This is a genomic window from Agrococcus jejuensis, assembly GCF_900099705.1.
GTDB classification, from domain to species: domain Bacteria; phylum Actinomycetota; class Actinomycetes; order Actinomycetales; family Microbacteriaceae; genus Agrococcus; species Agrococcus jejuensis.
Map to the genome: position 1 here is coordinate 1,941,195 of NZ_LT629695.1, position 17,408 is coordinate 1,958,602.

General features: G+C 72.9%; 13 protein-coding genes. 7 read left to right on the forward strand and 6 right to left on the reverse strand.

Annotation, left to right across the window (positions count from 1 at the left end; translation table 11 throughout):
* Positions 1-71 precede the first annotated feature (71 nt).
* Positions 72-767, reverse strand: a complete 696-nt coding sequence (gene nucS, locus BLQ67_RS09195; RefSeq protein WP_092504429.1) for an endonuclease NucS — start codon at positions 765-767, stop codon at positions 72-74.
* Between the two features lie 46 nt (positions 768-813).
* Positions 814-2,010 (reverse strand): MFS transporter, encoded by a 1,197-nt coding sequence (locus BLQ67_RS09200; RefSeq protein WP_157674753.1) that lies wholly within the window; start codon positions 2,008-2,010, stop codon positions 814-816.
* 39 nt (positions 2,011-2,049) lie between these two features.
* Between BLQ67_RS09200 and BLQ67_RS16390 the strand changes: the two genes are divergently transcribed.
* From BLQ67_RS16390 to BLQ67_RS09210, 3 genes are read left to right on the forward strand one after another with little or no spacing between them, the layout of a single operon-like run.
* Positions 2,050-2,352 (forward strand): hypothetical protein, encoded by a 303-nt coding sequence (locus BLQ67_RS16390; protein WP_157674755.1) that lies wholly within the window; start codon positions 2,050-2,052, stop codon positions 2,350-2,352.
* 57 nt (positions 2,353-2,409) lie between these two features.
* On the forward strand, positions 2,410-3,450 hold the full coding sequence (locus tag BLQ67_RS09205; RefSeq protein ID WP_092504433.1) for an ABC transporter ATP-binding protein: 1,041 nt from the start codon (positions 2,410-2,412) through the stop codon (positions 3,448-3,450).
* Between the two features lies 1 nt (position 3,451).
* Positions 3,452-5,086 (forward strand): ABC transporter permease, encoded by a 1,635-nt coding sequence (locus BLQ67_RS09210; RefSeq protein ID WP_157674757.1) that lies wholly within the window; start codon positions 3,452-3,454, stop codon positions 5,084-5,086.
* Position 5,087: 1 nt separating this feature from the next.
* Here BLQ67_RS09210 and BLQ67_RS09215 read toward each other — a convergent pair whose 3' ends face one another.
* The 4 genes from BLQ67_RS09215 to BLQ67_RS09230 all read right to left on the reverse strand — a co-directional run bounded on the left by BLQ67_RS09215 (position 5,088) and on the right by BLQ67_RS09230 (position 9,852).
* Entirely contained in the window at positions 5,088-5,762 is a 675-nt protein-coding gene (locus BLQ67_RS09215) for a GPP34 family phosphoprotein (RefSeq protein ID WP_092504437.1), read from the reverse strand.
* A gap of 38 nt (positions 5,763-5,800) precedes the next feature.
* Positions 5,801-7,150, reverse strand: a complete 1,350-nt coding sequence (locus BLQ67_RS09220) for an MATE family efflux transporter (protein WP_231945011.1) — start codon at positions 7,148-7,150, stop codon at positions 5,801-5,803.
* 114 nt (positions 7,151-7,264) lie between these two features.
* Positions 7,265-8,485 carry an acyl-CoA dehydrogenase family protein gene (locus BLQ67_RS09225; protein ID WP_092504439.1) on the reverse strand — a complete coding sequence of 407 codons (1,221 nt, stop codon included), beginning with the start codon at positions 8,483-8,485 and terminating at the stop codon, positions 7,265-7,267.
* Positions 8,482-9,852: an LLM class flavin-dependent oxidoreductase gene (locus BLQ67_RS09230; RefSeq protein ID WP_092504441.1), complete on the reverse strand. Its 1,371-nt coding sequence runs from the start codon at positions 9,850-9,852 to the stop codon at positions 8,482-8,484. Before BLQ67_RS09230 ends, BLQ67_RS09225 begins: the two co-directional genes overlap by 4 nt.
* Before the next feature lie 164 nt (positions 9,853-10,016).
* Here BLQ67_RS09230 and BLQ67_RS09235 point away from each other — a divergent pair, with 164 nt between their 5' ends.
* The 4 genes from BLQ67_RS09235 (at position 10,017) to BLQ67_RS09250 (ending at position 17,220) form a co-directional block, all read left to right on the forward strand.
* Positions 10,017-11,396: an MFS transporter gene (locus tag BLQ67_RS09235; RefSeq protein WP_092504443.1), complete on the forward strand. Its 1,380-nt coding sequence runs from the start codon at positions 10,017-10,019 to the stop codon at positions 11,394-11,396.
* Positions 11,397-11,695: 299 nt separating this feature from the next.
* Positions 11,696-13,846: an adenylate/guanylate cyclase domain-containing protein gene (locus BLQ67_RS09240; protein WP_092504445.1), complete on the forward strand. Its 2,151-nt coding sequence runs from the start codon at positions 11,696-11,698 to the stop codon at positions 13,844-13,846.
* The gene (locus tag BLQ67_RS09245) at positions 13,843-15,270 is read left to right on the forward strand and encodes a mechanosensitive ion channel domain-containing protein (protein WP_197674590.1); all 1,428 of its coding nucleotides are present in this window, start codon (positions 13,843-13,845) and stop codon (positions 15,268-15,270) included. The genes BLQ67_RS09240 and BLQ67_RS09245 overlap by 4 nt, the downstream gene beginning before the upstream one ends.
* A gap of 9 nt (positions 15,271-15,279) precedes the next feature.
* The gene (locus BLQ67_RS09250; protein WP_092504447.1) at positions 15,280-17,220 is read left to right on the forward strand and encodes a M13 family metallopeptidase; all 1,941 of its coding nucleotides are present in this window, start codon (positions 15,280-15,282) and stop codon (positions 17,218-17,220) included.
* The last annotated feature ends 188 nt before the right edge of the window (positions 17,221-17,408 follow it).

Consider the following 17,408-nt stretch of genomic DNA (forward strand, 5'->3'; position numbering starts at 1 on the left):
CTCTCGAGGGAAGATTCCCCTCAAGACCCGGAATCGCCTGCAATACGCAATCGACCCGGGCGCAGGGCGCGTCAGAACAGCGTCGGGCGCTTGCTCTCGATGCCCTTCATCTGGTCGTAGTCGAGCACGAGGCAGCGGATGCCGCGATCCTCGGCCAGCGTGCGCGCCTGGGGCGCGATCTCCTGCGCGGCGAAGACGCCCGAGACGGGGGCGATGCGCGGGTCGCGGTTCATGAGCTCGAGGTAGCGGGTCAGCTGCTCGACGCCGTCGATGCCGCCGCGGCGCTTGATCTCGACCGCGACCGTCGCGCCCGCCGCGTCGCGCGCGAGGATGTCGACGGGGCCGATGGGCGTCATGTACTCGCGGCGCCACAGCTCGTGGCCGTCGCCGAGCAGCTCGATCTGGTCGGCGAGCAGCGCCTGCAGGTGCGACTCGACGCCGTCCTTCGTGAGGCCCGGGTCGATGCCGAGCTCGTGCGACGTGTCCGAGTGCACCTCGTGGAGGCGCACGACGAGCGCGTCGCCGGTCTTCTGGTGCGTGACGGTCCACAGCGCGGTCACGCCGGCCGACGCCTGGTCCTCGGTCGGCTCCGACGTCTCGACGACGCATGGCGGCGACATCCAGTTGAGCGGCTTGTACGAGCCGCCGTCGGAGTGCACGAGCAGCGAGCCGTCGGCCTTCAGCATGAGCACGCGCGTGGCGAGCGGGAGGTGGGCGGTGAGCCGCCCGGTGTAGTCGACGGAGCAGTTCGCGATGACGAGACGCACCCGACCACGGTACCCGCGTGCGAGCGCTCGCCGAGCCGCGAGAGCCCTACGGCCGCGCCTCGACCGCGGGGTCGGGCGCGCCGGATGCGGTGCCGCGCTCGCGCGCGACGGCGGAGGTGAGCAGCGACAGCACGACGAAGGCGAGCACGACCCACATGGCGTCGCGCAGGCCGAGGTGCTCGCCGAGGAAGCCGAGCAGGGGAGGGCCGGCGAGGAAGGCGACGTAGCCGATCGTCGCGACCGCGCCGACGCGGGCCGTGGCCATGCGGGCGTCGTCGGCGGCGGCCGACATGCCGATGGGGAAGCCGAGCGAGGCGCCGAGGCCCCACATCGCGGTGCCGATAAGCGCGACGACCTGATGGTCGACGACGATCACCAGCACGAGGCCGACGGCGGCGAGGGATGCGGTCGCACGCAGCATCGCGACCCGGCCGAAGCGCTCGATGAGCGGCACGCCTGCGAGGCGTCCGGCGGTCATGGCCGTGAGGAACAGCGCGAACGCGAGCGCGGCACCGACCTCGTCGAAGTCGTGCCCGTCGACCATGAGCAGCGTGAGCCAGTCGTTCGCCGACCCCTCGGTGAGCGCCATGCCCAGCACGAGGCCGCCGATGAGCCACGTGCGCGCATCCGTCCAGACCGACAGGCGCTCCTTGAAGCCCACGTGGTCCTCGGGCTGGATGGGCTGCTGCACGAGGTGCGGACGCACGACCGCGGCGAGCCCCACGACGAGGACGAGGTAGATCGTCATCTGCGGCCCGATGCCGATGCCGGTCGCCTCGCCGAGCGCGCCGTAGCCGGCGCCGGCGACGGTGCCGAACGAGAAGAACGCGTGGAAGACGGGCATGATGGCGCGGCCGATGGCGCGCTCGTTCGCGGCGCCCGAGAGGTTCATGGCGACGTCGGTGATGCCCGTCGACAGGCCCGTCACGAGCAGGCCGCCGATGAGGATCGGCATGCTGCGCGCCTCGACGCCCCAACCGGCGACGCACAGGCCGACGCCGATGATCGACGCGCCCGTCACCATGACGACGCGCGTGCCCAGCCGCGCGATGACGTGGCTCGCGGTCGCGAGTCCCGTGATCGAGCCGACCGAGATGCCCAGGAGGGCGAGGCCCAGCTGGTCGACGGAGATGTCGAGCATGTCGCGCGCCGTCGGGAACCGGGCGGCGAGCGACGCGAAGCCGAAGCCCATCGCGAAGAACACCGCGAACACCGCGTTCCGCCACCGCACCGTCTCGCGCATCCCACCATCCTTCCACCGGGCACCCCTACGGTGGGCGGCATGACGGATGAGGTGGATGCGGCGGTCGCACGCGCGGTGGTGCCGCTGCGGGAGCGCATCGCGCAGCTCGAGCAGCAGATCGACTGGCTGTTCGTGCAGCAGGGCTATCAGGCGCCGAACGGCACGGCGACGGCGCCGGCCCAGCAGGCGTGGCCGTACCCGGTGTCGCCGGCGGTCGTCGACCTCATCCGCGACGGTCGGCACATCGAGGCGATCAAGCAGGTGCGCGTCGAGCTGGGGCTCAGCCTCGCCGAGGCGAAGCGGCTCGCAGACGAGGTGCGCGAGCAGCTCGTGCACGGCTGACGACATCCCGCCGGGGAGGCCCTTGCGCGCCGCCGGCGCGGGCGTAGCATCGCGCTCATGAGCGTCATCGCGACGAAGGCTCTCGAGAAGCGGTTCGGCCGCTCGGTCGCGCTCGACGGCGTCGACCTCACGGTCGAGCAGGGCGAGATCCACGGATTCCTCGGCCCGAACGGGGCCGGCAAGTCGACGACGATCCGCATCCTGCTGGGGCTGTTGCGCGCCTCCGGCGGCGAGGCGAGCGTGCTCGGCATGCATCCGTGGCGGGATGCGACGCGCATCCACGAGCGCCTCGCGTCGGTGCCGGGCGACGTCACGCTGTGGCCGAGCCTCACGGGTGGCGAGGCGATCGACGTGCTCACGCGCATGCGCGGACAGCGGCCGCCCGCACGCGACCGGGCGCGCCTGCTCGACGCGTTCGACCTCGACCCGACGAAGAAGGGCACGGCGTACTCGAAGGGCAACCGCCAGAAGGTCGCGCTCGTCGCCGCGTTCGCGACGCCCGCCGACCTGTACGTGCTCGACGAGCCCACGAGCGGCCTCGACCCGCTCATGGAGGAGGTGTTCCGCGCCGAGGTGCGCCGCGTCGCCGACGAGGGCGCGACGGTGCTGCTGTCGAGCCACATCCTCTCGGAGGTCGAGCAGCTGTGCTCGCGCGTCTCGATCATCCGCGCCGGCCGCATCGTCGAGGCCGGCTCACTCGCCGACCTGCGGCACCTGTCGCACACGCAGGTGTCGTGGGAGGGGTCGGATGCGGATGCCGACGCGCCGGGGCTCGCGGACGTCGCGACGCGCGGCGGTCGCGTGGTCGGGTCGCTCGCGCCCGAGGCGGTGCCCGCCTTCCTCGCGTGGGCGGCGCAGCGCACGCTGCCGGGCCTCACGATGCAGCCGCCGAGCCTCGAGCAGCTGTTCCTGCGGCACTACGGCCCTGTCGCCGAGTCGGGCGGCTCATCCTCGTCCGACTCGCCCTCGGCGGGGCCGCTCCCAGAACCGCTCCTTGAGGTGCGAGCGGAGCGAGCCTCGAAAGGTGCCCCCGCAGAGCCGTCCGACGCCGACCACCCCCACGGCCGCCACGCCCGCATCGACGCACCCGAGCCCTGACATGCTCCGCGGCACCGGCCTCCTCGTCGCCGCCCACCTGCGGCGCGACCGCCTCACGCTCGTCCTCTGGACGGTGCTCTTCGCCGGCCTCTGGGCGTCGGTCGGCGCGGGCCTCGGCTCGTCGTTCGACGCGCAGGCCCGCTCCGAGCTCGTCGCCCTCATCGCCGCCGATCCGAGCCTGCGCATGCTGCGCGGCGCGCCCGCCGGCACGAGCCTCGGCGCGGTCATGGTGGTGTCGACCCTCGCGTACCTCGGCGTCGCGATCGCCCTCATGGCGACGTTCCTCGCCGTGCGGCACACGCGCGGCGACGAGGATGCGGGCCGCGCCGAGCTCGTGCGCTCGACGCCGACCGGTCGGCTCGCGCCGCTCGTCGCGACGGCGATCACGGGTGCGATCGAGGTCGCGATCGTGTCGGCGGGGCTGCTCGCCGGATCCCTCGCGATCGGCCTCCCCGCCGAGGGGTCGGCGCTCGTCGCGCTCGGCGTGCTGCTCGCCGGCGTCGCGTTCGTGCTCGTGGGGCTGCTCGCCGCGCAGGTCATGCCGTCGTCGCGCGGCGCCAACGGGCTCGCGGCGGCGATCGCCGGCGCCGCCTTCGTCGTGCGCGGCGTGGGGGATGCGCTCGCCGACGCGGGCGACGACCTCGCGCACGTCGCCTCGGCGTGGCCGTCGTGGCTGTCGCCGATCGGCTGGATCACGCAGACGCATCCGTTCGCCGACCCGTCCGACAGCGCTGGCTGGGCGCCGTCGTGGACGCCGCTCGCGCTCTTCGCACCGCTGCTCCTGGCGCTCGGCGCCGTCGTCGTGGCGCTCGAGTCGCGCCGCGAGCTCGGCGACTCGCTCGTGCGCGAGCGGGGCGGCCGTGCCACGGCGCACGCGCTGCTCGGCACCTCGCTCGGCCTCGCCGTGCGGCTGCATCGCGGCGCAGCGATCGGCTGGATCGCCGCCGCGGTCGTCGTGGGACTCTTCATCGGCCGCGTCGCGCCCGTCGCCGCCGACGCCTTCGAGGCGAACCCGACGCTGCTCGCGCTCGTGCAGGCGCTCGGCGGCACCGCCGACGACACGATCGACACCTTCGTGCACGCCCTCACGGGCATCGTCGCCCTCGTGGCGTGCGCCGCCGTGCTGCAGGGCGCGACGCGCATGCGCACGGAGGAGCTCGCGCACGGCGAGCAGGTGCTCGCCACCCGCACGTCGCGGCTCGGCTGGTTCGGCGCGACGCTCGCCGTCGCGCTCGTCGCGGGCGTGCTCGTGATGACGGCGTTCGCCGCCGCCGCATCCGTCTCGCTCGCGTCGTCGGATGCCGCGCGCACCGGCACGGTCGTGGCGATCGCGGCGTCGATGCTGCCGGCGTTGGGGCTCTACCTCGCGGTCGGTGCGCTGCTCGTGGCGGTGCTGCCGGGCGTCGGCGCCTGGCTCGGCTGGCTGCTGCTCGTCGTGCCGATGCTCGTCGGCGAGCTCGCGCCGCTCTTCGGCGACGACTGGGACTGGCTGCAGGACGTCAGTCCCTTCCACCATCTCGCGAACCCGCTCGCGACCGACCCCGACTGGACGGCGTCGTGGTGGATGCTCGGCGGCGCGGCGGTGGCGCTCGGCGTCGCGCTCGCGGCGTTCCGCCGACGCGACGCGGCGGTCTGACTCAGGTGTAGAGCCAGGGGTTGAACCGGTTGCCCGGCACGTACGTGAGCCGGAAGATCGTCTGCGCCAGCCACGTGCGGCTCACGATCGCACCGATGTCGACGACGAGCCGGTGCCGGTCGACCATCGGCAGGATCGCGGGCAGGGATCCGGTCGGGTGCAGCAGCGCGAAGAGCAGCACGACGTCGTCGTCGGCCTGCGCAGGTGCGTCGATCGCGCGCAGCATCCGCATCCGCAGGCGCTGCTCGACGTCGGCGCGCGGCCCGGCCACCCAGTCGCTGCGCACGGGGATGCCGAGCACGCGCACCTGCTCCTTCGACAGCATCCCCGCTGCTGCCAGGGTCTCGAGCCGCGCCTCGACGAGCTCGTCGACGAGGCCGCGCATGCCGGGCAGGAACCCGTCGTGCCCCTTCGTCGCCGCGGGCAGGTCACGCCCGTCGGCGTCTGCGAGCAGGCGGGCGAGCAACGGATCGGCAGCTGGCCGACCCGTCGCGCGCACGATCGGCGGACCCTGCGGATGCGCGGGCTCGAGCCGCGCGGCGCCGCCGACGACGAGCTCGACGATCGCCACGGCCATGAGGAACCGCTCCCACACCCGATCCGAGACGAGTCGCGCGCCGGTGTCGTCGTCGTGCACGAGCAGCAGCACGGCGTCGAGCAGGCGCAGCGGGGGCATGCGGGCACGCTACGCGGCGCGGCTGACGATGCGCCGGTCTAGCGCGTCGCGCCCAGCACCATCCACGCATCCGACCGTGCGCGCAGCCCGAGCGTGAGGGCGCGGGCGCCGAGGTAGCCGACCGAGAACGCGAGCCACAGCACGGCGAGGGCCGCGGATCCGTGCGGCACGGCCGGCAGCAGCGCGAGCAGCAGCAGCGGGAGGTAGAGCGCGAGGTTCACGAGGCCCGTGAACGCGAGGTAGCGCACGTCGCCGGCGCCGATGAGCACGCCGTCGAGCACGAACACGAAGCCCGCGATCGGCTGCGCGACCGCGAGCGGCACGAGCGCCCACGGCAGCATGCCGACGACGGCAGGATCCGACGAGAACGCTCCGCCGACGACCCACGCGAGCGCGAGCAGGATGGCGCCGAGGGCCGCGCCGCCCACGAGCCCCCACCGCACGAGCCTGCGCGTGATGCGCCGCACGAGCGCCGCGTCGCCCGCGCCGAGCGCCTTGCCGACCAGCGCCTGCCCCGCGATGGCGAGGGCATCCAACGCGAACGCGAGCGTCGAGAACAGCGCGAACGCCACCTGCGTCGCCGCGAGCACGTCGGTGCCGAGTCGCGTCGCGACGGCCGTCGTCGCGATGAGCGCGACGCGCAGCGACAGCGTGCGCACGAGCAGCCACACGCCCACGCCCGCGACGCGGCCGACGGCGGCGAGGGAGGGGCGCAGCGACACGTGCTCGCGCCGCGCCTCGCGCACCGAGAACGCGAGGAAGAACGCCGCCATGCCCCACTGCGCGATCACGGTGCCGATCGCCGAGCCGGCGACGCCCAGGCCGAGCCCGTAGATGAGCACGGCGTTGAGGATCGCGTTCGCCGTGAACCCCGCGCCCGCGACGATGAGCGGCGTGCGCGTGTCCTGCAGACCGCGCATGAGGCCCGTCGCGGCGAGCACGACGAGCATCGCCGGCAGTCCGAGGATCGAGATGCCGAGGTACGTCGCCGCATGCTCGGTGACGTCGCCCGCGGCGCCGAAGAGCGCGACGAGCGGATGCGCGAGCGGGATCGCCGCGAGCAGCGCGAGGCCCACGACGATCGCGAGCCAGATGCCGTCGACGCCTGCGCGGATCGCGCCCGGCCGGTCGCCGGCGCCGAGCAGTCGCGCGACGGCGGGCGTCGTGCCGTAGGCGAGGAAGATGAGCAGGCCGACGGCGGTGTGCAGCACGGCGCCGCCCACGCCGACGCCCGCGAGCTGCGCGGCGCCGAGGTGGCCGACGAGCGCGGTGTCGACGAGCAGGAACGCCGGCTCGGCGACGAGCGCGCCGAGCGCCGGCAGCGCGAGGGCGACGATGTCGCGGTCGAGCCTGCGCCGCTCGTCGCGGGATGCGGTGGCCTGGCTCACCCGTCGAGGCTATGCCCGGGTGCCCGCGCCTGATGACTGGTCACCGTTGCACCACACTGGTCGCAGTTTCGGTGCAACTGTGACCAGTCGGACGGGAACTATGACCAGTCAGGGTCAGAACGCCGTCGGGCCCACCGTCTCGTAGCGGTGCCAGACGCCCAGGGGGCCCGTGCCGGAGACCTCCCACGCGCCGATCGTGCGCGCCTTGAAGTTCGCGGGGTTGTGGGAGGCGACGGTGCGGGCGTTGCGCCAGTGGCGGTCGAGCGCGCGCGTGCGCTCCGTCGCCGACGCTCCGCCGATCTCGAACAGCCGCGTCGCGGCATCCGGCACCGCATCCGTGGCGAGCACCTGCGCCTGGTAGACGGCGATCTCCGCCTCCTCCAGCAGCCGCGCGTCGAGCGCAGCGCCCGGCGCAGCCGACGCCGCCGCGACGTCGAGCGCCCTCGCCGCCTCGAGCACCGCCGCCCGCACCGCGAAGGCCGTCGTCGACAGCCGCCCCACGACCTCGAGCACCTGCGGGTCGTCGGCGGGCCGCGCCGTGTTCGCGTGCACGTACGACCGCGACCGCGGCCGCACGAAGTCGCCGGCGTCGCGCACGACGGCCTCGGCGATGCCCGCGAGCACCGCCACGAGGTGCAGCTGGTAGAACGCCTGGATGTGCGTGAGCGGCCCGGCGCCGTACGTCGCGAACGCGTCGGGGTCCACGGGCACGCCGTCGAACACCGTCGTGCCCGAGGCCGTCGCGCGCTGGCCGAAGCCGTCCCAGTCGTCGCGGATCTCGACGCCGGGCGCATCCGTCGGCACCGCGAACGTCACGCGCGCGTCGCCGTCGGCGGCCGCGAGGTAGACCCAGTCGGAGTAGAGGGTGCCGGTGGAGTAGAACTTGCGCCCGTCGAGCCGCCATGCGCCGTCAGCACCGACCGACACCCGCGTCGAGATGTCGGCCAACGTGGTGCCGGTGAGCTCGCTCGTCGCGTTGCCCACGAGTGCACCGCCCGCGATGCGCGACACCCACGCATCCCGCTCCGCCCCGGGCCCGCGCCGCAGCACGAGCTCCACGAATCCGGCGTGCGAGCGCAGCAGGTGGCCGACGTTCGCATCGGCCGCCGACAGCGCGATCGTGAGCGCGACCGACTCGGCGATGGATGCTCCGAGTCCGCCATCGGCGACGGGCAGGCGCACCCGCCCGACGCCCGCATCCGCGAGCCTGCGCACGAGGTCGATCGGCAGCTCGCGGTCGAGCTCGCGCTGCACGGCTCCGGCGCGCACCTCCTCGATGAGCGGCGCGAAGCGGTCGACGATCGAGTCGGCCACGAGCCCGCCGACGACGGTCACGAGAACGCTCCGCGCCACTGCCGCGCCGGGTGCGACGCGGGCAGCTGGTCGTGGCCGAAGATGCGCGACCGCAGGGTGCCGGGCGTCTCGGGGTGCGCCTCGGCGAGGCCCCGCTCGCGCAGCACGGGCATGACGTGGTCGACGAACTCCTCGAACGAGCCGGGGATCGTCCAGTTGATCACGTTGATGCCGTCGACGCCGGCGTCCTGCCACGTCGCGAGCTGGTCGGCGATCTGCTCGGGCGTGCCGACGACGCGCGAGCGGATGCGGGCGGACAGCGCCGCGAGGTCGCGGATCGTGGGCTCGCGGTCGCCCGCGGCCTCCTGCAGCCACTGCAGGTGCGACTGGTTCGTCTGCGTCCTCACCTGCGACAGCGGGGTGTCGGGGTCGAGCTGCGCGCCGGTCTCGGGGTCGAAGCCGAGGTTCGAGTGCACGAGGAAGCCGTCGGGCGAGAGGTGCTCGTCGATCTCGGCCGACTTCCGCTGCGCCTCCTCCTCCGTCGACCCGATCACGAAGGCGAGGCCCAGGAAGAAGCGGATGTCGTCGCGGGCGCGGCCCACGGCCTCCACCTGGTCGCGGGTCGACGCGATGAGCTCGGCGGTCTTCTCGGGCGTCGACGACAGGATGAACTGGGCCTCGGCGTTGCGCGCCGCGAACGCGCGGCCGGCGACCGACGACCCGGCCTGGAACAGCACGGGCGTGCGCTGCGGCGACGGCCGCGACAGGTGCGGTCCGGCGACCGAGTAGCGCGTGCCGACGTGGTCGATGCGGTGGATGCCGGCCGCGTCCGACACGACGCCGGCGGCCTTGTCGGCGCGCCACGCGTCGTCGTCCCACGACCCCTCCCACAGCTTCGTTACGACGTCGACGTACTCCTGCGCCCACACGTAGCGCTCGTCGTGCTCCTCGAGCCGGTCGCTGCCGAAGTTGCGGGCGGCGCCGTCGAGGGCGCTCGTCACGACGTTCCAGCCGACGCGACCCTTCGTGAGGTGGTCGAGCGTCGAGACGCGGCGTGCGAACTCGAACGGGTGCGCCTGCAGCACCGACGACGTGAAGGCGAAGCCCAGGTGCTCGGTCGCGGCGGCGAGCGCCGAGATGAGCACCGACGGGTCGCCGTTGGGGATCTGCAGGCCCTCGCGCGCGTTGAGCGTGTAGTCGCCGCCCGCCGGGCCGTACAGGCCCACGACGTCGGCGAAGAACATGGCGTCGAAGCCGCCGCGCTCGAGCGTCCTCGCGAGGTCGACCCACAGGTCGAGCTCGTCGAACCGGTGCTGCTGCGCGTCGGGATGCCGCCACAGGCCGTGCTGGATGTGCGAGACGGTGTCCATGACGAACGCTGCGTACCGCAGCGGCGGGCGATCGGGCACGACTCCTCCTCCTCGCGCGGCGCTCGCGCGACCCGCCCAGCCTGCCGAAGGCCCGAGCCCGCGTCACGTCGCGTGACGGCGTGTGACGTCGTGCGACACGACCGCGTTGCGTCACGCGTTGCATCAGGGTTCGGTGGCCTGCGACCCGACCGCAGGAGCCCCCCATGTCCCAGACGACCAGCGCGACGCCCGAGCGCACGACGCAGCAGCGCCGCCGCCGTGTGCTCGCCGCATCCCTCGTCGGCACCACGATCGAGTGGTACGACTTCTACCTCTACGCGCAGGCCGCCGCCCTCGTGTTCGGCGCGACGTTCTTCCCCGAGACGACGCCCGCCGTCGCCCTCATCGCGTCGTTCGCGACGTACGGCGTCGGCTTCCTCGCCCGCCCGCTCGGCGGCATCATCGCCGGCCACCTCGGCGACCGCATCGGCCGCAAGCAGCTGCTCGTCGGCTCGCTGCTGCTCATGGGCATCGCGACCCTGCTCATCGGCCTGCTGCCCACGTACGCGCAGATCGGCATCTGGGCCGTCGTCGCCCTCGTGGTGCTGCGTCTCGCGCAGGGCCTGTCGGCCGGCGCGGAGTGGGGCGGATCGGCGCTGCTGTCGGTCGAGCACGCTCCGGCCGGGCGCCGCGGATTCTTCGGCTCCTTCACGCAGATGGGCTCGGCGGGCGGCCTGCTGCTCGCGACCGCGTCGATCTGGGGCGTGCAGGGCATCCTCGGCACCCAGGCGTTCCAGGAGTGGGCGTGGCGCATCCCGTTCCTCTTCTCGGCGGTGCTCGTCGTGATCGGCCTCGTCATCCGCCTCGGCGTCGAGGACGCTGCGGAGTTCCGCCAGATCAAGCAGGCGGGCGCGGTGCGCCGCTACCCGGTGCTCGAGGTGCTCAAGCGGCACCCGCGCGGCGTGCTCGTGACGATCGGCCTGCGCCTCGTGCAGCCGGCGTGGTTCTCGATCCTCACCGTGTACTCGCTCACGTACCTCACGAACGCGCGGGGAGACTCGGCGATCGGCATCCAGTCGCTGCTCATCGTGGGCGCGATCAGCCTCATCTCGACGCCGCTGTGGGGCTGGCTGAGCGACCGGATCGGCCGCCGTCGCATCGCGATCGGCGCCGCGATCGGCATCGGCGTGGCCGTCTGGCCGTTCTTCGCCTTCCTCGACCACGGCCCGCTCGCGCTCGTGTGGCTCGTGTTCCTCGTCGGCATGAACGTGCTGCACGACGCGATCTACGGCCCGCAGGCGGCGTGGTTCGCCGAGCAGTTCCCGACCGACCTGCGCTACTCGGGCGTCTCGCTCGGCTACCAGGTGGGCTCGATCTTCTCGAACGGCCTCACGCCGCTGCTCGCGGTCGTGTTCGTGGAGCTCGGCGGCGGCAGCCCCTGGATCCTCTGCGTCTTCATCGGCGTCTACGCCGTGCTCACGTCGATCGCGGCGGTGTTCGCGAAGGACGGCGGCTCCGACGACGTCGAGCTCGCCGCCTCCGACGACGTCGAGGCCGAGCTGGATGCGCTCGTCGAGGGGGAGGGCGCCGCGCAGCGCGCGTAGCCCCCCACCAGCTGGTCGAGGAGCGCGCGAGCCGCCAGGCGAGCACGCGTCACGAGACCACGCGAGCGCCGCTCCTGGCCAGCCATGCGCATGGTCGCGTCGAGCGGGCAGGTCGCGTGGTCTCGTGACGGCTGCAGCCTTCGGCTGCGGCCTCCTCGACCAGCTGGCTGGGGAGCCGGATCCGTGGGGCGCGGCGTCGCGCACGGGTCGAGCGCGTTACGAATCGGTCACAGCCATTGCCAAGCATCGCTGTACCCCGCAGGGTGAAGATGATTCGTCACCAGTCTCGGAGCGTGCGCATGAGCGATGCCCTGTCCACCACGTCCGAGCCGGTCGCGCAGCGCCGCCGACGCGGGCTCTCGCTCGGCACGCAGGCCAAGCTGCTCGTGATGCTGCTGGTCGTGAGCCTCGTGTCGGCGATCGCGATCGGCGTCATCGGCGTGACGAACGGCCGGGCGTCGCTGCAGGCCGCCGCCTACGACCAGCTGACGACGATCCGCGAGCTGCGCGGCGAGGCGCTCGAGAGCGAGTTCGCGGCGATCCAGACCGCCGTCGAGGTCGACTCGCGCAACGCGCAGACCCTCGCGGCGCTGCAGGCGTTCGACGCCGGCTTCGACGCCCTGCGCGATCAGCCCCTCGATGCCGCGGACGACGCCGCGCTCACCGCGTTCTACGAGGAGCGGTACATCCCGGCGCTCGAGGAGCGCACGGGCGAGACGTACTCGGCCGACGCGTTCCTGCCCGCGACGAACGCCGGCAGGTACATCCAGTCGCAGTACACGGCGACGCGCGGGCTCGAGGACTTCGACGCGGCGCTGCAGGACCACGACGCGGGCGACGGCAGCGACTGGTCGGCAGCGAACGCGCAGTACGGCCCGTACCTCACGGGCCTCGTCGACACCCTCGGCTACGAGGACCTGCTGCTGCTCAACCTCGACGCCGAGGTCGTGTACTCCGCGTACCAGAGCGTCGACATGGGGCTCTCGATGCGCGGCACCGTCTTCGGCGGCTCCGCGCTCACGCAGGCGTTCGACGAGGTGCTGTCGTCGGGATCGCTCGACGCCCTCGCGACGACCGACTTCGAGGCGTACCTGCCGTCGCTCGGCGCGTCGACGTCGTGGATCGTCTCGCCCGTCGGCGACGGCACGAACCTCGTCGGCGCGCTCGCCGTGCAGGTGCCGAGCGCGCAGATCGATGCGGTGCTCACGGGCAACGAGGGATGGGCGGACCAGGGGCTCGGCGAGACGGGCGAGGTCTACGTCGCCGGCGCCGACGGCCTCATGCGCAGCGCCTCGCGTCTGCTGGTCGAGGACCCGGAGGGCTACGTCGACCAGGTGGTGTCGCAGGGCACGCCCACGCGCGTCGCCGAGCAGGTCGTCGCCGACGAGTCGACCGTGCTGCTGCAGCCGGTCGACGACGACGGCGTCGAGGCGGCGCTGCGCGGCGAGGACGGCGTCGCCGAGATGGCCGACTACCGCGATGGCGCGAGCCTCGTCGCCTACGCGCCCATCGAGCTGCAGGGCCTCGACTGGGTCATCGTCGCGCGCATCGACGCCGACGAGGCGTTCGCGCCCGTCGCCGACTTCACGCGCACCGTCGTGCTGTCGATCCTCGGCCTCCTGCTGCTCGTCAGCATCGTGTCGCTGCTGCTCGCGCAGGTCTTCACGCGTCCGATCAACAAGCTCGTGACCGCCGTGCATCAGGTCGCGGGCGGCGACTACACGGTGCAGGTGCCCGTGCGCTCGCGCGACGAGTTCGGCGACCTCGGCACGGCGTTCAACGAGATGGCGACGAGCCTCAGGCTCAAGCAGGACCTCATCGACCAGCAGCAGGACGAGAACGCACGCCTCATGCGCACGCTCATGCCCGACTCCGTCGCCGAGCGGCTCAAGGACGGCGGCGACGAGGCGATCGCCGAGCGGCACGAGAACGTGTCGGTGCTGTTCGCCGAGCTCGTCGGCTGGGAGGACCACGCGCGCGGCCTCGGGCTCGAGGAGGAGATGGGGCAGCTCAACTTCCTCACCCGTGGATTCGACGAGGCGGCGACGAAGGCGGGCGTCGAGCAGGTGCGCACGCTGCGCGGTGGCTACCTCGCGAGCGTCGGGCTGCAGGTGCCGCGCGTCGACAATGCGCGCCGTGCCGTCGACTTCGGCATCGAGATGCGCGCCGTCGTCGAGCGCTTCAACGCGCAGCACGGCACGAAGGTCGCGCTGCGTGCCGGCGTCGACACCGGCACCGTCACGAGCGGCCTCGTCGCGCGCACGAACCTCGCCTACGACCTGTGGGGCGACGCCGTGAGCCTCGCGTACAAGGTGCGCACCGTCACGGGCGAGCCCGGCGTCTACGTGAGCGACGCCGTGCACGACCGCCTGCGCGACACCGTCGAGTTCACGAACGTCGGCAGCGTCGACGTCGCGGGCACGGCCAAGGCCGTCTGGAGGGTCGGATGATCGACGACGTGCTCGCGGCCGACTGGTTCGGCTGGGCGGTCGCGCTCGCGATCGGCGTGCCCATCGTGCTCGTGGTGCTCACGGAGGTCGTGAACCACCTGCAGCGGCGCGGGCACGCGGCGGCGAAGCCGCTGCGCTTCCTGCGCAACTGGGTCGTGCCGGTCGCGGCGCTGCTCGCGCTGCTCGCGTTCGCGTTCCAGTCGCCCGCCGACCAGGTGTGGGTGCGCATCGTCGCGACGGTGCTCGGCTTCCTCGTCATCCTGCTCGTGCTGTCGGCGTTCAACGTCGCGCTCTTCTCGCACGCCGAGGAGGGGTCGTGGCGGCAGCGCATCCCGACGATCTTCATCGAGATCGCCAGGCTCGTGCTCGTCGTCGTGGGCCTCGGCCTGCTGTTCCAGTGGGTGTGGGGCGCCGACGTCGGCGGCCTCATCACGGCGCTCGGCGTCACGTCGATCGTCATCGGCCTCGCGCTGCAGAACGCCGTCGGCGGCGTCATCTCGGGCCTGCTGCTGCTGTTCGAGCAGCCGTTCCAGATCGGCGACCACCTCGATGCGGCAGGAGTCTCGGGCCGCGTGGTCGAGGTGAACTGGCGCGCGAGCCACATCGACACGGGCTCGGGCATCCAGATCGTGCCGAACTCGACGCTCGCGGGGGCGTCGTTCACGAACCGCTCGCGGCCAGCGGGGCCGCATCACGCAGCCGTCGACGTCGCGTTCTCGACCGACGATCCGCCGCACGAGGTCGTCGCGCTGCTCGTGCACGTGGCGTCGAGCCTGCCGATGCTCGTGCCTGGCGAGACGCCCACGGCGTCGTACTCGGGCAAGGGCGGCTTCTCGGTGTCGCTGCCCGTGCAGGGCCCGGGCCTCGTCGGCGCCGCGACGAGCACCTTCCTCGGCTGGCTCTGGTACGCGGCCCGTCGCCGTGGCTTCGCCCTCGACGGGGATGCGACCGACCCGATCGCCGAGCCGGGCGTGCTCGAGCGCGCCATCGCCGACGTCGCACCGTCGCTGTTCGCCGACGAGGGGGGCAGGGCGCTGCTCGCCGAGCACGCGCGCCTCGAGCGCTGGGGCGTCGGCGAGACGGTGCAGCCGTCGGGCGTCGTGCCCGACACCGTGCGCTTCGTCGTCGACGGCCGCGCGCAGGTCGTCGCCGCCAACGGCGCGGCGCTGCTCGAGATCGGCACCGCCGAGCGCGGCGCCGCCATCGGGCAGACGGCGCTCACGCGCGAGCCGGCCATCGCCTCGACGGTCGTGCAGTCGGTCATGACGACCCTGTCGGTGCCGCTGCCGACCCTCGACCGGCTCGTCGCATCCGCACCCCGCCTCGCGCAGGAGATGGGCCGCTCGATCGACGCGACGAAGCAGGCGATGCGCGAGGCCGTCGCCGTCTCGGGAGGCACGGCACTGCCAGGGAGCCGCTCCTAGACTCGGCGCATGACTGCTGCCCGATCCGGCATCGACATCGCCGAGCTCAGCCCGGAGATCCGCCCCCAGGACGACCTGTTCCAGCACGTGCACGCCAAGTGGCTCGCGCGCACCGACATCCCCTCCGACAAGGCGCGCTGGGGATCGTTCGCCGTGCTCGCCGAGGAGGCGGAGCAGGCGGTGCGCACGATCATCGAGGAGTCGACCGACGCCGAGCCCGGCACCGAGCAGCGCAAGGTCGGCGACCTGTTCGCGTCGTTCATGGACGAGGCGGCGATCGACGCGCGCGGCATCGACCCCATCCGCCACCTGCTCGCGCAGGTCGACGGCATCGAGACGACCGACGACCTGCTGCGCGTCGTCGCGAGCATGGAGCGCATCGGCGGTCCCGGCCTCTTCGGCCAGTACGTCGACAACGACCCGGGCGACCCCGAGCGCTACGTCGTCAACGTCGTGCAGGGCGGCCTGGGCCTGCCCGACGAGTCGTACTACCGCGAGGAGTCGTTCGCCGAGACGCGCGCGAAGTACCTCGCGCACCTGCAGACGATGCTCGGGCACGTCGAGCGCCCGGATGCGGCGGCCGAGGCCTCCGCGATCCTCGCGCTCGAGACCGACGTCGCCACGCACCACTGGGACCGCGTGACGTCGCGCGACAGCGTCAAGACGTACAACCTGCAGCCGTTCGTCGACACGTACGAGTGGCTCGCGCCGTGGTTCGAGGCCGTCGAGTCGCCCGCCGACGCGTACCGCGAGGTCGTCGTGCACCAGCCGTCGTACCTCGAGGGCGTCGCGACGCTGCTCGTGCCCGAGCGCCTCGACGCGTGGCGCTCGTGGCTGCGCGCCGGCATCGTGCGCGCGTGGGCGCCGTACCTCACGACGACGATCTCGAAGGACGCGTTCGCGTTCTACGGCACCGCGCTCACGGGCGCGCTCGAGCAGCGCGCGCGCTGGAAGCGCGGCGTCGCGCTCGTCGAGGGCGCCCTGGGCGACATCGTCGGCAAGGTCTACGTCGAGCGGCACTTCCCGCCGCACGCGCGCACGGCGATGGACGAGCTCATCGCGAACCTCGTCGCCGCGTACCGCGCCTCCATCGAGACCCTCGAGTGGATGAGCCCGGAGACGCGCGAGGCGGCGCTCGAGAAGCTCGAGCGGTTCACGCCGAAGATCGGCTTCCCCGTGCGCTGGCGCACGTACGAGGCGCTCGAGGTCGGCGACGACCTCGTGGCGAACGTGCAGGCCGCCGCGTCGCACGAGCACGACCGCGAGCTGGGCAAGATCGGCCGCCCCATCGACCGCGACGAGTGGTTCATGGGTCCGCAGACCGTCAACGCGTACTACAACCCCGGCTTCAACGAGATCGTCTTCCCCGCCGCGATCCTGCAGCCGCCGTTCTTCGACCACACGGCGGACCCGGCCGCGAACTACGGCGCGATCGGCGCGGTCATCGGACACGAGATCGGCCACGGCTTCGACGACCAGGGCTCGCGCTACGACGGCGACGGCCGCCTGCGCGACTGGTGGACCGAGGACGATCGCGCGCGCTTCGAGGAGCGCACGAGCGTGCTCATCGCCCAGTACGACGCGCTGTCGCCCGCAGCCGCGCCCGACCACAACGTCAACGGCGCCCTCACGATCGGCGAGAACATCGGCGACCTCGGCGGCCTCGGCATCGCGTGGAAGGCGTACCTGCGGCACCTCGACGGTGCCGAGGCGCCCATCATCGACGGGCTCGACGGCGCGCAGCGCTTCTTCCTGTCGTGGGCGCAGGCGTGGCAGCTGAAGATCCGCACCGAGGAGGCCATCCGCCTCGTGTCGATCGACCCGCACTCGCCGAACGAGCACCGCACGAACCAGATCGTGCGCAACATGGATGCGTTCTACGACGCGTTCGCGGTGCGCGAGGGCGATGCGCTGTGGCTGTCGCCCGAGGCGCGCGTCACCATCTGGTAGGCGTGGCCCAGGCTGCGCACGGCTGCGACGGCGTCCTCCCCGATCGGGGCGGGCGCCGTCGGCGTCTGGGGCTCGCGCGCGTCGTCCATGCGACGAGGATGGCTCATCCGTCTGGGAGTCCGCATCCGCCCTGCGACGGATCCTCGCGTGCGCATGCCCGCTGCGGCACGCGAGGTCAAGGGGTGGGG

What these genes read in the sequence shown, in the direction of transcription:
- BLQ67_RS09200 (WP_157674753.1), bottom strand. Translation starts at nt 2,010, where the DNA reads ATGCGCGAGACGGTGCGGTGGCGGAACGCGGTGTTCGCGGTGTTCTTC.
- BLQ67_RS16390 (WP_157674755.1), top strand. Translation starts at nt 2,050, where the DNA reads ATGACGGATGAGGTGGATGCGGCGGTCGCACGCGCGGTGGTGCCGCTG.
- BLQ67_RS09205 (WP_092504433.1), top strand. Translation starts at nt 2,410, where the DNA reads ATGAGCGTCATCGCGACGAAGGCTCTCGAGAAGCGGTTCGGCCGCTCG.
- BLQ67_RS09210 (WP_157674757.1), top strand. Translation starts at nt 3,452, where the DNA reads ATGCTCCGCGGCACCGGCCTCCTCGTCGCCGCCCACCTGCGGCGCGAC.
- BLQ67_RS09215 (WP_092504437.1), bottom strand. Translation starts at nt 5,762, where the DNA reads ATGCCCCCGCTGCGCCTGCTCGACGCCGTGCTGCTGCTCGTGCACGAC.
- BLQ67_RS09235 (WP_092504443.1), top strand. Translation starts at nt 10,017, where the DNA reads ATGTCCCAGACGACCAGCGCGACGCCCGAGCGCACGACGCAGCAGCGC.
- BLQ67_RS09240 (WP_092504445.1), top strand. Translation starts at nt 11,696, where the DNA reads ATGAGCGATGCCCTGTCCACCACGTCCGAGCCGGTCGCGCAGCGCCGC.
- BLQ67_RS09245 (WP_197674590.1), top strand. Translation starts at nt 13,843, where the DNA reads ATGATCGACGACGTGCTCGCGGCCGACTGGTTCGGCTGGGCGGTCGCG.
- BLQ67_RS09250 (WP_092504447.1), top strand. Translation starts at nt 15,280, where the DNA reads ATGACTGCTGCCCGATCCGGCATCGACATCGCCGAGCTCAGCCCGGAG.